The following is a 13,596-nucleotide window of genomic DNA, read 5'->3' on the forward strand; positions in this document are numbered from 1 at the left end:
AGTTTGTGATGACCGCGACGATCGACCAACACGTGCTCAACCGCTCCCTGGCCGACTACGACCCGGCGGTGGCCGAGGCGATCGGCGCCGAGCTGCACCGGCAGCGGTCGACGCTGGAGATGATCGCTTCCGAGAACTTCGCGCCGCTCTCCGTGCTGCAGGCCCAGGGCTCGGTGCTGACCAACAAGTACGCCGAGGGGTACCCCGGCCGCCGCTACTACGGCGGCTGCGAGCACGTCGACGTCCTCGAACAACTCGCGATCGACCGCGTCAAGTCACTGTTCGGCGCGGGGTTCGCCAACGTCCAGCCACACTCGGGCGCCCAGGCGAACGCCGCCGCGATGGCCGCGCTCATCAAGCCCGGCGACAAGATCCTCGGCCTCTCGCTGGCCCACGGCGGCCACCTGACGCACGGCATGCGGATCAACTTCTCCGGCCTGCTCTACGACGTCGCCGCGTACGAAGTGTCCGAAAAGGACTACCGCGTCGACATGGCCGAGGTCGCCCTCCTGGCGCGTGAGCACCGGCCGAAGCTCGTCATCGCCGGCTGGTCGGCCTACCCGCGGCAGCTCGACTTCGCGCGGTTCCGGGAGATCGCCGACGAGGTCGGTGCGTACCTCATGGTCGACATGGCCCACTTCGCCGGGCTGGTCGCCGCCGGCCTGCACCCGTCGCCGGTGCCGCACGCGCACGTCACCACGACCACCACGCACAAGACCCTCGGCGGTCCACGCGGCGGCGTGGTGCTCACCAACGACCCCGCGTTGGCCAAGAAGGTCAACTCGGCGGTGTTCCCGGGCCAGCAGGGCGGTCCCCTCGAGCACGTCATCGCGGCCAAGGCGGTCGCGTTCAAGATGGCGGGCGAGCCGGAGTTCGCCGAACGCCAGCAGCGCACGCTCCGCGGGGCGAAGCTCCTGGCCGAGCGGCTGGTGGCCGAGGACGGGATCGCCGTGCTGACCGGCGGCACCGATGTCCACCTCGTGCTCGCCGACCTGCGGAACTCCGAGCTGGACGGCAAGCAGGCCGAGGACCGGCTCCACGAGGTCGGCATCACCGTCAACCGCAACGCCGTCCCGTTCGACCCGCGGCCGCCGATGGTCACCTCCGGCCTGCGGATCGGCACGCCGGCCCTGGCCACCCGCGGGTTCGGTGACGCCGAGTTCCGCGAAGCCGCCGACGTCATCGCCGAGGCGCTGCGGCCCGGCTACGACGCCGAGAAGCTGCGGGCCCGCGTCACGGTGCTCGCCGAAGCGTTCCCGCTCTACCCGGGGGAGACCCGATGACCGACCTGCCGGAGCACCCGGACTTCCTGTGGGACAACCCCGAGCCTCGCAAAACCTACGACGTCGTCATCGTGGGCGGCGGCGGGCACGGCCTCGCCACCGCGTACTACCTGGCCAAACAGGGCATCACGAACGTCGCCGTGCTGGAAAAGGGCTGGCTCGCGGGCGGCAACATGGCCCGCAACACCACGATCATCCGCTCCAACTACCTCTGGGACGAAAGCTCCGGCATCTACGAGCACTCCCTCAAGCTGTGGGAAGGCCTGGAAGAGGACCTCGGCTACCCGATCCTGTTCAGCCAGCGCGGGGTGCTGAACCTGGCGCACAGCCTGCAGGACGTCCGGGACAGCGTCCGCCGCGTCGAGGCCAACAAGCTCAACGGCATCGACGCCGAATGGGTGGACGCCGACGGCGTCAAGGAGCTCTGCCCGATCGTCAACACCGCCCCGGACGTCCGGTACCCGGTGCTCGGCGCGACCTACCAGCCGCGCGCGGGTATCGCGAAGCACGACTACGTGGCCTGGGGCTTCGCGCGGGCGGCCCACGGGATGGGCGTCGACCTCATCCAGAACTGCGAGGTCACCGGCATCTCCACGGTGAACGGGCGGGTCACGGCCGTCGAGACGTCGAGGGGCCGGATCGCGGCGGGCAAGGTCGCGCTCTGCGCGGCCGGGCACTCGTCGGTGCTCGCGAAGATGGTGGGCCTGGACCTCCCGCTCGTCTCGCACCCGTTGCAGGCGCTGGTGTCCGAGCTGCTGGAGCCGATCCACCCGACGGTCGTCATGTCGAACGCCGTGCACGTCTACGTTTCCCAGGCGCACAAGGGCGAACTCGTGATGGGCGCCGGCATCGACAGCTACAACGGCTACGGCCAGCGCGGCTCGTTCCACATCATCGAAGAGCAGATGTCCGCCGCGCTGGAGCTGTTCCCGGTGTTCGCGCGGGCGCACCTGCTGCGGACGTGGGCGGGCATCGTCGACGTCAGCCCGGACGCGTCCCCGATCGTCGGGCTCACCCCGGTCGAAAACCTGTTCCTCAACTGCGGCTGGGGCACCGGCGGCTTCAAGGCCACCCCCGGGGTCGGCGACGTCTTCGCGGCCACCATCGCCCGCGGCAAGCCGCACGAGTACGCGGAGCCGTTCACCCTGGACCGGTTCACCACCGGTGCCCTCGTCGACGAGCACGGCGCCGCCGCCGTCGCCCACTAGGAGTCTTGATGCAGCTGATCCCTTGCCCCTGGTGCGGGCCACGCGAGGAAGCCGAGTTCCACTACGGCGGCCAGGCCCATGTCGCCTACCCCTCGGATCCCTCGGCGATGTCGGACGAGGAGTGGGCCAAGTTCGTCTTCTTCCGCGAGAACCCGAGCGGGCCTCATCCCGAGCGCTGGAGCCATTCCGCGGGTTGCCGCCGGTGGTTCAACGCCGTCCGCGACACCCGCACCCACGACCTCCTGGCGGTCTACCGCCTGGACGAACCCAGGCCGGTGATCTCATGACCCGGCTGCGTAATTGGAGCGGCGGCCTCAGCGGCTCTCCGCTCAAGTTCACCTTCGACGGCCGCGAGCTGACCGGTTTCCTCGGCGACACCCTGGCTTCCGCGTTGCTGGCCAACGGCATCCACCAGGTCGCCACCAGCATCAAGTACGGACGGCCGCGCGGCATCGTCGCGGCGGGTGTCGAGGACTCGAACGCCCTCGTGCAGATCGAGAAACCGTTCCCCGAGCCGATGCTGTCCGCGACCACCGTCGAGCTGTACGACGGTCTCGAAGCACGCGGCCTGTCCGGTCAGGGGCGCCTGGCCGCCGAGCCCGACCCGGCGCGGTACGACGCCAAGCACGCCCACTGTGACGTCCTGGTCATCGGTGCCGGACCGGCGGGTCTCGCCGCCGCTCGCGCCGCTTCCGGCCGGGTCTTGCTCATCGACGACCAGCCCGGCGGCGAAGCTCCCGACGGTGTCCGGTTCCTTTCACGCACCACGGCGTTCGGCATCTACGACGACGGGTTCGTGCTGGCGCTCGAACGCCGAGGCGAGCCCGCGGCCCCCGAGCGCATCTCGCGTCAGCGTGTCTGGCGGATCCGCGCGAAGCGGATCGTCATCGCGACCGGTGCCCACGAGCGGCCGATCGTGTTCCCGGACAACGACCGTCCCGGCATCATGCTCGCTTCCGCCGCCCGCACGTACCTGAACCGCTACGGCGTCCTGGCCGGGCGGAAAGTGGTCGTCTTCACCACCAACGACAGCGCGTACGACGCCGCCTCCGAACTGGCCGACGCCGGGGCCGAGATCGTGCGGATCGTCGACGCTCGCGCCGGCTACGGCATCATCGGCACCGACGGCGACTCCCACGTCACCGCCGCCCACGTCGCTCCGCTGGGATCGTTCGAGGGGGAGCGCGTCGAGTGCGACCTGCTGCTCGTGTCCGGCGGCTGGAGCCCGGCCGTGCACCTGTTCAGCCAGGCTCGCGGCCAGCTCCGGTACGCGCCGGAGCTGGGCGCGTACGTCCCGGACGGCGACCTGCCCACGGTGAGCGTCGTCGGAGCCGCAGCGGGCGAGGGGCTGCCGGAGACGAAGGTGCTCTGGCAGGTGCCCGCACCGGAGTCCGAAGCGGACACCCGCTTCGTGGACCAGCAGCGCGACGCCACCGTGTCCGACGTCCTGCGCGCGACGGGCGCCGGGCTGCGCTCGCTGGAGCACATCAAGCGCTACACCACCATCGGCACCGCGCACGACCAGGGCAAGACGTCCGGCATGCTCGCCGCGGGCATCACCGCCGAGGCCCTCGGTGTCGACCTGTCGACCCAGCGGCCGACGACGTTCCGGCCGCCCTACACCCCGGTCTCCTTCGCGGCGCTGGCCGGCCGGCACCGCGGCGACCTGCACGATCCCGTGCGCGTCACCACGATCCACCCCTGGCACGTCGAGCACGGTGCCGTGTTCGAGAACGTCGGCCAGTGGAAGCGGCCGTGGTACTACCCGCAACCGGGCGAGACGATGCGAGACGCCGTCCGGCGCGAATGCCGCGCCGCGCGCAACGGCGTCGCGGTCATGGACGGCTCCACGCTCGGCAAGATCGACGTCCAGGGCCCGGACGCCGGCTGGTTCCTCGACATGCTCTACACGAACCTGATGAGCACCCTCAAGGTCGGCCGGATCCGCTACGGCGTGATGTGCGGCGTCGACGGGATGGTGCTCGACGACGGCACGGTCATCCGCGTCGCCGAGGACCGGTTCCTGGTCACCACGACAACCGGCAACGCGGCGAAGATCCTCGAGTGGATGGAGGAGTGGCTCCAGACGGAGTGGCCGCACCTCGAGGTCTTCGCGACGTCGGTCACCGAGCACTGGGCCACGATTCCCCTGGTCGGCCCGCGCTCCCGGGACGTGCTGGGCCGCCTGGCACCGGGACTCGACGTCTCGAACGAGGCCTTCGGGTTCATGACCTGGCAGGACGCCGAGGTCGCCGGCATCCCGGCGCGGGTCTGCCGGATCAGCTTCTCCGGCGAGCTGGCCTACGAGATCAACGTCCCGTCCTGGCACGGGCCCGCGCTGTGGCGGTCCGTAGTGGACCAAGGGGCGACGCCGTACGGCACCGAAACCATGCACGTCCTGCGCGCCGAGAAGGGCTACCCGATCATCGGCCAGGACACCGACGGCACGGTGACCCCGCAGGACCTCGGCATGTCCTGGGCGGTGTCGAAGAAGAAGGCCGACTTCCTCGGTAAACGCTCCTTCGCCCGCGCCGAGAACACCCGGCCGGACCGCAAGCAACTGGTCGGTCTGCTGCCGGTCGATCCGTCGGTGCTGCTGCCCGAGGGGTCGCAGATCATCGAGTCCGAGGTCGTGCCGGAACCGCCGGTGCGGATGCTCGGGCACGTCACCTCCAGCTACGACAGCGCCGCCCTCGGCCGCACCTTCGCGCTCGCTCTGGTGCGCTCGGGCCGGGAACGGGTCGGCGAAACGCTGTACGTGCCGGTCGGCGACCAGGTGGTGCCGGTGACGGTGACCGAATCCGTGCTCTTCGACAAGGAAGGAGCCCGCCGTGACGGTTGACGCGGTCGAAGAACCGTTCCGCACCCAGCTCACCGTCCGCCTCCGGGCGGGTCACGCCCTGCTCGGCGTCGACCTGCCCGGGCCGTGCACCTTCACCAGCGGCAACGGCGTCGACGTCCTCTGGATGGGCCCGGACGAGTACCTCGTGCTCGCCGAGCCCGGCCGCCAGGGCGAGCTGGAAGCCAGGCTTCGGGAAGAGGGCGCGGCGGCCGTCGTCGACGTCTCGGCGCAGCGCAACGTCGTCCGGCTCACCGGCGAGCACGCGCGGGACGTCCTGGCGCACGGTTGTTCGATCGACCTCGATCCGTCGGTGTCGCCGCCCGGCACCTGCGTGCAGACGCTGCTCGCGCGGACCGGGATCGTGCTCATGGTCCGGGAAGAGGGCTTCACGATCCTCGTTCGGCAGTCGTTCGCCGGCTACTTCCAGGCCTGGCTGGCCGACGCGAGCTGGGAGTACGTCTCGTGACCTTCACCCTGACGCTCAAGTGCCCGGAACGCTCGGGCATCGTCCACGCCGTCACGACGTTCCTGGTCGGGCAGGGCTGCGACATCGTCGAGCACCAGCAGTTCGACGACGACGTCCGCGGCTCGCTGTTCCTGCGCACGTCGTTCACCTGCACCGAAGCGACCACAGTGGACGATCTGACCCGCGCGTTCGCCCCGGTGGCAGGGGACTTCGGGATGGAGTTCGGCTTCTCCGACGGCACGCCACCCCGGATCCTCGTGATGGTGTCGAAGTTCGGGCACTGCCTCAACGACCTGCTCTTCCGCTGGCGCGCGGGCGGGCTCGGCGCGGAGATCGCCGTCGTCGTCTCCAACCACGACAACCTGCGGCCGATGGCCGAAGCCGCGGGGGTGCCGTTCGTGCACGTCCCGGTCACCCCGGACACCAAGCCGGAGGCCGAGCAGCGGCTGCTCGACCTGGTCGGGGAGTACTCCGCGGATCTGATCGTCCTCGCCCGGTACATGCAGGTGCTGTCCAACGAGCTGTGCCAGAAGCTCGAAGGCCGCGCGATCAACATCCACCACTCGTTCCTGCCCGGCTTCAAGGGTGCCAAGCCCTACCACCAGGCCTACGACCGCGGCGTGAAGTACGTCGGCGCGACCGCGCACTACGTCACGCCCGACCTCGACGAGGGCCCGATCATCGAGCAGGAGGTCCAGCGCGTCGACCACACGTACTCGCCGCGCGAACTGGTGACCGTCGGCCGCGACGCCGAAGCCCTCGCCCTCTCCCGAGCGGTGCGCTGGCACTGCGAACGCCGCGTCCTGCTCAACGGCAACAGCACCGTCGTCTTCCGGTAGAAGGAGTTCCGCCATGACCGCACCGCGAGTCGTGATCATCGGCGCCGGCATCGTCGGCGCGAACCTGGCCGACGAGCTGACCGCCCGCGGCTGGGCCGACGTCACCGTGCTCGACCAGGGCCCGCTGCCGCGCACCGGCGGGTCGACGTCGCACGCGCCGGGCCTGGTCTTCCAGACCAACCCGTCGAAGGCGATGACGGACTTCGCCCGGTACACCGTCGAGAAGCTCCTGGAGCTGGACTGCTTCCTCCAGGTCGGCGGCATGGAGGTGGCGACCACGCCGGCGCGCTGGGAGGACCTCAAGCGCAAGCACGGCTGGGCGACGTCGTGGGGCGTCCCCGGCTCGCTCATCGACGCCGACGAGTGCGTCCGGCGGTGGCCGCTCCTGGACGGTTCGCGGATCTTCGGCGCGCTGCACACGCCGACCGACGGCCTCGCGCGGGCCGCCAAGGCCGTCGAGGTGCTGGCCGCCCGGGCGGGTTCGCGGGGCGCGAAGTTCATCGGGTCCACGAAGGTGACCGACGTCCTGCAGGACGGCGGCCGCGTCACCGGCGTCCGGACCGACCAGGGCGACTTCCCGGCCGACGTCGTCGTGTCGTGCGCCGGGTTCTGGGGCCGTGAGATCGGCGCGATGGCGGGCATGGACGTCCCGCTGCTGCCGCTGGCGCACCAGTACGTGAAGACGGGGCAGGTCGCGGAACTCCTCGGCCGCAACACCGACGAGGTCGAGGCGAGCCTGCCGATCCTGCGCCACCAGGACCAGGACCTGTACTTCCGCGAGCACGTCGACCGGATCGGCATCGGCTCCTACGCGCACCGGCCGATGCCGGTCGAGGAGTCCACCTTGGACCCTCGGGTGAGCGACACGGCCATGCCGTCGATGCTGCCGTTCACCGAGGAGGACTTCGCGCCGTCGTGGGAGCAGAGCAAGCTGCTGCTGCCCGCGCTGCGGCAGACCAAGGTCGAGGAGGGCTTCAACGGGATCTTCTCGTTCACCCCGGACGGCCAGTCGCTGGTCGGCGAGTCGGCCGACGTCCGCGGCTTCTGGCTCGCCGAAGCGGTGTGGGTGACGCACTCCGCGGGGATCGCGAAGGCCGTCGCCGAGCTGCTCGTCGACGGACACTCCGAAGTGGACGTGCACGAGGTCGACGTCCACCGCTTCGAAGAGGTCCAGCTCGCGCGTTCCTATGTGGACGAGACCGCGCAGCAGAGCTTCGTCGAGGTCTACGACATCCTGCACCCGTTGCAGCCCAAGCTCTCCCCGCGCGATCTGCGGGTGACGCCGTTCCACGCGCGGCAGCGTGAACTGGGCGCGGTGTTCCTGGAGGCGGGCGGCTGGGAGCGGCCGCACTGGTTCGAGGCCAACGCGCCGCTGGTGAAGAAGCTCCCGCACGACTGGCTGCCGCCCGCGCGGGACTCGTGGTCGGCGCAGTTCCACTCGCCGATCGCGGCGGCCGAGGCGTGGCACACGCGAAACGGTGTCGCGCTGTACGACATGACACCGCTGAAGCGCGTGGAGATCAGCGGGCCCGGCTCGCTGGAGTTCCTGCAGTCGCTGACCACCAACCAGCTCGACAAGTCGTTCGGTTCGGTGACGTACACACTGATGCTGGACAACGCGGGCGGCGTCCGCAGCGACGTCACGGTGGCGCGGCTCGAACCCGAGGTGTTCCAGGTCGGGATCAACGGGAACATCGACGTCGACCACTTCGTCAAGCACGCGCCTCCCGGCGTGCGGGTCCGGGACATCACCGGCGGGACGTGCTGCCTCGGCGTGTGGGGTCCGCTGGCGCGGGACCTCGTGCAGCCGCTGTCGCGCGAAGACTTCTCGCACCAGGGTCTCAAGTACTTCCGGGCTCGGAAGGCGCGGATCGCCGGGGTGCCCGTCGTCGCGATGCGGTTGTCCTATGTGGGCGAACTCGGCTGGGAGATCTACACCAGCGCGGACAACGGCCTGCGGCTGTGGGACGCGCTGTGGGCGGCGGGACGCGAGCTGGGGGTCGTCGCGGCCGGGCGGGCGGCCTTCAACAGCCTGCGGCTGGAGAAGGGCTACCGGCTGTGGGGCACCGACATGACCACCGAGCACGACCCGGACGAGGCCGGTGTCGGGTTCGCGGTGCGTCCGGCGAAGGGCGGCTTCCTGGGCCGGGACGCGCTCGAGGGCCGGACCGCGTCGCGGCGGCTGCGGTGCCTGACGATCGACGACGGCCGGACGGTCGTGCTGGGCAAGGAACCCGTGTTCGTCGACGGCGTGGCCTCGGGTTACGTCACGAGTGCCGCCTACGGCTACACGATCGGCCGTCCGATCGCCTACGCGTGGCTCCCGGCCTCGGCGGACATCGGCAGCAGCGTGGAGATCGAGTACTTCGGCCGCCGGGTCGCGGCCACCGTGGCCGCCGAGCCGCTGGTCGACCCCGGCATGGAACGGATCCGGCGGTGAGTCATGCGTGACCAGATCATGAGCGACTTCCTCAAGACCCTCGCGTCCGACGCCTCCCCGGGCGGCGGCGCGACGGCGGCCCTGCACGTGGCCCAGGCCGCGGCCCTGATCGGCCGGGTGTCCGATGCCCGTGAAGCCGGAGCGTTGAGCATGCACGCACTGCGCTTGGCGGAGAAGGAGGCCCACGCGGCGGTGACCTTGGCCCGCGCCCGCCGGTTGCCGCCGGGGGAGGCGCGGGAGGCCGCCGTGGCCGAAGCGCGCCGGCGCGCGTGCGAACCGGCGGCGGAGGTGATCACGGCCGCGGCGGCGGTGCTCGACCTGGCGGACCGGGTGCCACCGGGCTCCCTGGTCGCCACCGATCTGGCGGCGGCGGCCGAGGCCGCCCGGGCGGCGGCGGCGACGGCCGGGGTGAGCCTCGAGGTGCACTCGGCCGCGGACACCGGGGTCCGCGAGACGGTGGACGCGCTCTGTGCCCGGGCGGCTCGGCTGACGGCGTCGATCCGCGAGGGGGCCGTCACTCACTGAGGTGTCTTCGCTCACGTCGGGTCGCGCCCGTGCGCCGAACGGGTACATCCACAGCAAGTCCATGGAAGCGCGCCAGGAAATTCTCAGGAACGCGGCGTTTGCTGGAACGGCCGGAGGCTTGTCGAGGGCTGGAGCTGTGCATGAGCGAGTACGACCGAGGACCGCGGGGCGGCGGCGAGTACCCGTACGGCTACGGCCAGGGCGAGTACCAGCACCCCGGCCAGGGCGAGTACCAGCAGGGGCACCCGGGCCAGAGCTACTACTACCCGCAGCAGCCCTACGACCAGCCCTACTACGACCAGCAGGCCCACCAGCCGCGTGACCAGTGGGGCCGTCCGTACCAGCCCTACACCCAGCCGGTCTACGGCTACCCGCAGCCCGCTTACCAGCCGCCGCCGCGCAAACGGCACCCCTTCCGGGCGCTGACCGTCGCGGTGGTCGCCGTCGCGCTGGCCGTCGTCGCCGGGCTCGGCATCGGGCACCTGATCTCCGGGGCGAACGGCCCCACCGCGAGCGGCAACCAGAACTTCGGCTTCAACGGGCAGCCCAGCGCGTCGAACACGGTGCTCGACGTCGAGGCCGTCTCCGCGAAGGTCAACCCCGCCATCGTCAACATCACCACCGAGCTCGGCCTGCAGGGCGCGGCCGCGGCGGGCACCGGCATCGTGCTGACCCCGGACGGCGAGATCCTCACGAACAACCACGTCGTCGCCGGGGCGACCAGCATCAAGGTCGCCAGCATCGGCACCGGCGACACGTACAAGGCGGAGGTCGTCGGCTACGACCGGAGTGAGGACATCGCGGTCCTGCAGCTGCAGGGCGCTTCCGGGCTGCCCACCGCGACCATCGGCGACTCGTCGAAGGTCAAGGTCGGCGACCAGATCCTCGGGCTCGGCAACGCCGGCGGCCGCGGCGGCGACCCGGTCCCCGCGCCGGGCACGGTGACGGCGCTGGACCAGTCGATCACCGCCTCGGACGAGTCCAGCGGGTCGTCCGAGCAGCTCACCGGCCTGATCCAGGTCCGGGCGAACATCGAGTCCGGCGACTCCGGCGGCCCGCTGGTGAACGCGGACGCGCAGGTGATCGGCGTCGACACGGCCGCGTCCACCGGTTACCAGCTGAACGGCCGCCGCAGCGGCGGTGCCGGCCAGGGCTTCGCCATCCCGATCAACCAGGCCGTCGACATCGCGCACCAGATCGTCGCCGGTACGGCGTCGGACAAGGTCCACATCGGCAAGACGGCGTTCATCGGCGTTTCGGTGGCGGACGCGCAGGGCCAGGGCGCCCAGATCCGCCAGGTGGTCCCGCGCGGACCGGCGCAGCAGGCGGGCCTGGCGGCCGGCGACGTGATCACGGCCATCGACGGCAAGGCGGTCGACTCGGCGACGACGCTGACCAACGTGATGGACACCCACCACCCGGGCGACCAGCTGACGTTGACGGTCTCGAACGCCTCCGGCGGCCAGCGGCAGGTTCAGGTGAAGGCGGCCGAGGGGCCGGTTGGCTGAGGCGTCAGCGAAGGGTTTCGTTGAGCACTTCGCGGTGCGTCTGCTTCGCCGCCTGGTAGCGCTCGCGGCCGGCGTCGGTGAGGGTGACGAAGATGCCGCGCCGGTCCATTTCGCAGAGGGCGCGTTCGACCAGGCCCTCCTTCTCCAGGCGGGCGACCAGCCGGGACGTGGCACTCTGGCTGAGGTGGACGGCCTCGGTGAGGTCGGCCGACCGGCACTTGAAGTCGCAGGTCGCGAGCCGCTCGAGGGCCTCGAACTCGTTCGCGCCGATGCCGTGGCGCTCCTGGAGGCGGCACTCGAGCGTGCTGAACACGGCCGAATAGCGCGCCAGCAGCTCGTGCCACTCCTGCACCAGGCCTTGCTCAGCGACGTCGCTCACGACGGCCAACTTACCATGCGCAGACATCTGATGCAAACACATTAAATGCTTAGACAATAGATGCGTGTGCATGTACTGTCGCCGTCATGAGCTCTTCCGCGTTGTCATCCACCACCTCGACCCGGTGGGACGCACGTCTCTGGGGTGTCCTGCTCACTGTTTCGATCGTCATCGGTCTCGACGCGCTCGACGTGTCCATGGTCGGGGTCGCGCTCCCCGCCATCCAGGCCGACCTCGGCCTGTCCACCAACGCGCTGCAATGGGTCGTCAGCGGGTACGTCCTGGGCTACGGCGGGCTGCTGCTGCTCGGCGGCCGGACCGCCGACCTGCTCGGCCGCCGCCGCGTGTTCCTCGTCGCCGTCGCCGTGTTCGCGCTGGCCTCGCTGCTCGGCGGGCTCGTCGACGACGGCGCGCTGCTCATCGCGAGCCGTTTCATCAAGGGGCTGGCGGCCGCCTTCACCGCGCCGGCCGCGCTGTCCATCATCACCACGACGTTCCAGGAGGGCCCGGCCCGCAACAAGGCGATCAGCATCTTCGCCGTGTTCGGCGCCAGCGGGTACTCCGCCGGGCTGGTGTTCTCCGGCCTGCTGACCGAGGTCGGCTGGCGCTGGACGTTCCTGCTGCCCGCGCCGATCGCCCTGGTCGCGCTGATCGCGGCGTGGAAGCTGATCCCGTCGTACCAGCGGGAAGAGGGCCGCGGGTACGACTTCCCGGGCGCCATCACCGGCGCCGCCGGCTCGCTGCTGCTGGTGTTCGGCGTGGTCGAAGCGCCGGAGATCGGCTGGGCCGCACCGCGCACGTTGATCACGTTCGCCGTCGCCCTCGCCCTGCTGGTGACGTTCGTGGTGATCGAGAAGCGCAGCAGCCACCCGCTGCTGCGGCTGGGCATCCTCCGCTCCGGCCCCCTCGCCCGGGCCAACCTCGGCGGGGCGCTGTTCTTCGGCGCGTACATCGGGTTCCAGTTCGTCGTGATGCTCTACCTGCAGCGCGTCCTCGGCTGGTCCGCCCTGCAGACCGCACTCGGCTTCCTCCCGGCGGCGCTGATCGTGGCGTTCGGTTCGCCGCGCATCGAGCCGCTGATCGACCGGGTGGGCACGCCGCGCACGATCTTCGCGGGCGTGGTCGCGCACGTGCTGGGTTACGCGCTGTTCCTGCGCGTGGACGAACACTCGGGCTACGCGGCCTTCGTGCTGCCCAGCATGATCCTGCTCGGCATCGGCTTCACGCTGGCGTTCTCGTCCCTGAACATCCAGGCTACGGCCGGGATTTCCGACAGCGAGCAGGGCCTGGCGGGCGGCTTGCTGAACACGTCCCTGCAGGTGGGCGGCGCAATCGGGCTGGCGGTGGTGACGGCGGTCCTGACCGCCAACGGCGGCCGCGAGGCCTCCCCGGCCGCGCTGCTGACCGGGCTGACCCCGGCGTTGAGCGTGGTGACGGGCATCGCGGTGCTGGGTCTGCTGATCGCGATCAGCGGCTTGACGGCCCGGAAGCGGGTGGTTGAGGAGCCGGTTGTCGAGGAGGACCTGCTCGCCCTCGCGGACTGACCTGAGCTTGGGGACAAGCGAACCCGCAGCCAGCGGACGGCGCCGAGATTTGCCGGTGCCGTCCGCCGGCGTGGAAAACGGGGGCTGCTCAGCGCGCCGCCCGCTCATCAGTTCCCGGCACCTTGGCCGTCGTGACGGCGATGCGGTTCCAAGTGTTGATCGCGAAGATCAACGCAAGCAGCCTCCCCAGCTCTTCGTCGCCGAACTCACCTGCGGCCCGGGCGTACACGTCGTCCGGAACTCCGCCGGAAACCAGCGTCACCGCTTCCGTCAGGGCCAGCGCCGCCTGCTCCTTCTCCGTGAAGAAGCCCGACGCTTCCCGCCACACCGCGATCAGGTGCAGCCGCTCCTCGCTTTCGCCGGCTTTGCGGGCGTCGGAGGTGTGCATGTGCAGGCAGTACGCGCAGCGGTTGAGCTGCGACGCGCGGATCTGCACCAGCTCGACCAGCGCGAGGTCCAGGCCCTCGCGGGCGGCGGCGTCGAAGCCGATCAGGGCCTTGAAGGCCTTCGGGGCGGTCTTGGCGAAGTTGATGCGGTTCATGACCAGAAATCTACGGCCCGG

General features: G+C 70.6%; 12 protein-coding genes. 10 read left to right on the plus strand and 2 right to left on the minus strand.

The window, feature by feature from the left end; translation table 11 throughout:
• Positions 1 to 8: 8 nt before the first annotated feature.
• The 9 genes from glyA to ACH54P_RS39295 all read left to right on the plus strand — a co-directional run bounded on the left by glyA (position 9) and on the right by ACH54P_RS39295 (position 11,111).
• Positions 9 to 1,283, plus strand: a complete 1,275-nt coding sequence (gene glyA, locus ACH54P_RS39255; protein WP_489908338.1) for a serine hydroxymethyltransferase — start codon at positions 9 to 11, stop codon at positions 1,281 to 1,283.
• Positions 1,280 to 2,491 (plus strand): sarcosine oxidase subunit beta family protein, encoded by a 1,212-nt coding sequence (locus tag ACH54P_RS39260; RefSeq protein WP_489908339.1) that lies wholly within the window; start codon positions 1,280 to 1,282, stop codon positions 2,489 to 2,491. The genes glyA and ACH54P_RS39260 overlap by 4 nt, the downstream gene beginning before the upstream one ends.
• Before the next feature lie 8 nt (positions 2,492 to 2,499).
• Entirely contained in the window at positions 2,500 to 2,778 is a 279-nt protein-coding gene (locus ACH54P_RS39265; protein WP_489908340.1) for a sarcosine oxidase subunit delta, read from the plus strand.
• Positions 2,775 to 5,333 carry a 2Fe-2S iron-sulfur cluster-binding protein gene (locus ACH54P_RS39270; RefSeq protein WP_489908341.1) on the plus strand — a complete coding sequence of 853 codons (2,559 nt, stop codon included), beginning with the start codon at positions 2,775 to 2,777 and terminating at the stop codon, positions 5,331 to 5,333. Before ACH54P_RS39265 ends, ACH54P_RS39270 begins: the two co-directional genes overlap by 4 nt.
• Positions 5,323 to 5,799 carry a sarcosine oxidase subunit gamma gene (locus ACH54P_RS39275; RefSeq protein WP_489908342.1) on the plus strand — a complete coding sequence of 159 codons (477 nt, stop codon included), beginning with the start codon at positions 5,323 to 5,325 and terminating at the stop codon, positions 5,797 to 5,799. The genes ACH54P_RS39270 and ACH54P_RS39275 overlap by 11 nt, the downstream gene beginning before the upstream one ends.
• Positions 5,796 to 6,638, plus strand: a complete 843-nt coding sequence (purU, locus tag ACH54P_RS39280; protein ID WP_489908343.1) for a formyltetrahydrofolate deformylase — start codon at positions 5,796 to 5,798, stop codon at positions 6,636 to 6,638. The genes ACH54P_RS39275 and purU overlap by 4 nt, the downstream gene beginning before the upstream one ends.
• Before the next feature lie 13 nt (positions 6,639 to 6,651).
• Complete coding sequence (locus ACH54P_RS39285) at positions 6,652 to 9,078, plus strand: GcvT family protein (protein WP_489908344.1); 2,427 nt, start codon at positions 6,652 to 6,654, stop codon at positions 9,076 to 9,078.
• A 3-nt stretch (positions 9,079 to 9,081) separates the two neighbouring features.
• Complete coding sequence (locus tag ACH54P_RS39290) at positions 9,082 to 9,603, plus strand: cyclodeaminase/cyclohydrolase family protein (protein ID WP_489908345.1); 522 nt, start codon at positions 9,082 to 9,084, stop codon at positions 9,601 to 9,603.
• A 140-nt stretch (positions 9,604 to 9,743) separates the two neighbouring features.
• Positions 9,744 to 11,111 (plus strand): S1C family serine protease, encoded by a 1,368-nt coding sequence (locus ACH54P_RS39295; protein WP_489908346.1) that lies wholly within the window; start codon positions 9,744 to 9,746, stop codon positions 11,109 to 11,111.
• A 4-nt stretch (positions 11,112 to 11,115) separates the two neighbouring features.
• Here ACH54P_RS39295 and ACH54P_RS39300 read toward each other — a convergent pair whose 3' ends face one another.
• Positions 11,116 to 11,490 carry a MarR family winged helix-turn-helix transcriptional regulator gene (locus ACH54P_RS39300; RefSeq protein ID WP_489908347.1) on the minus strand — a complete coding sequence of 125 codons (375 nt, stop codon included), beginning with the start codon at positions 11,488 to 11,490 and terminating at the stop codon, positions 11,116 to 11,118.
• Between the two features lie 86 nt (positions 11,491 to 11,576).
• Here ACH54P_RS39300 and ACH54P_RS39305 point away from each other — a divergent pair, with 86 nt between their 5' ends.
• Positions 11,577 to 13,034: an MFS transporter gene (locus tag ACH54P_RS39305; RefSeq protein ID WP_489908348.1), complete on the plus strand. Its 1,458-nt coding sequence runs from the start codon at positions 11,577 to 11,579 to the stop codon at positions 13,032 to 13,034.
• Positions 13,035 to 13,122: 88 nt separating this feature from the next.
• Here ACH54P_RS39305 and ACH54P_RS39310 read toward each other — a convergent pair whose 3' ends face one another.
• The gene (locus ACH54P_RS39310) at positions 13,123 to 13,581 is read right to left on the minus strand and encodes a carboxymuconolactone decarboxylase family protein (RefSeq protein WP_489916901.1); all 459 of its coding nucleotides are present in this window, start codon (positions 13,579 to 13,581) and stop codon (positions 13,123 to 13,125) included.
• Positions 13,582 to 13,596: the final 15 nt, after the last annotated feature.

This window comes from Amycolatopsis sp. N2S4-7 (assembly GCF_058119595.1).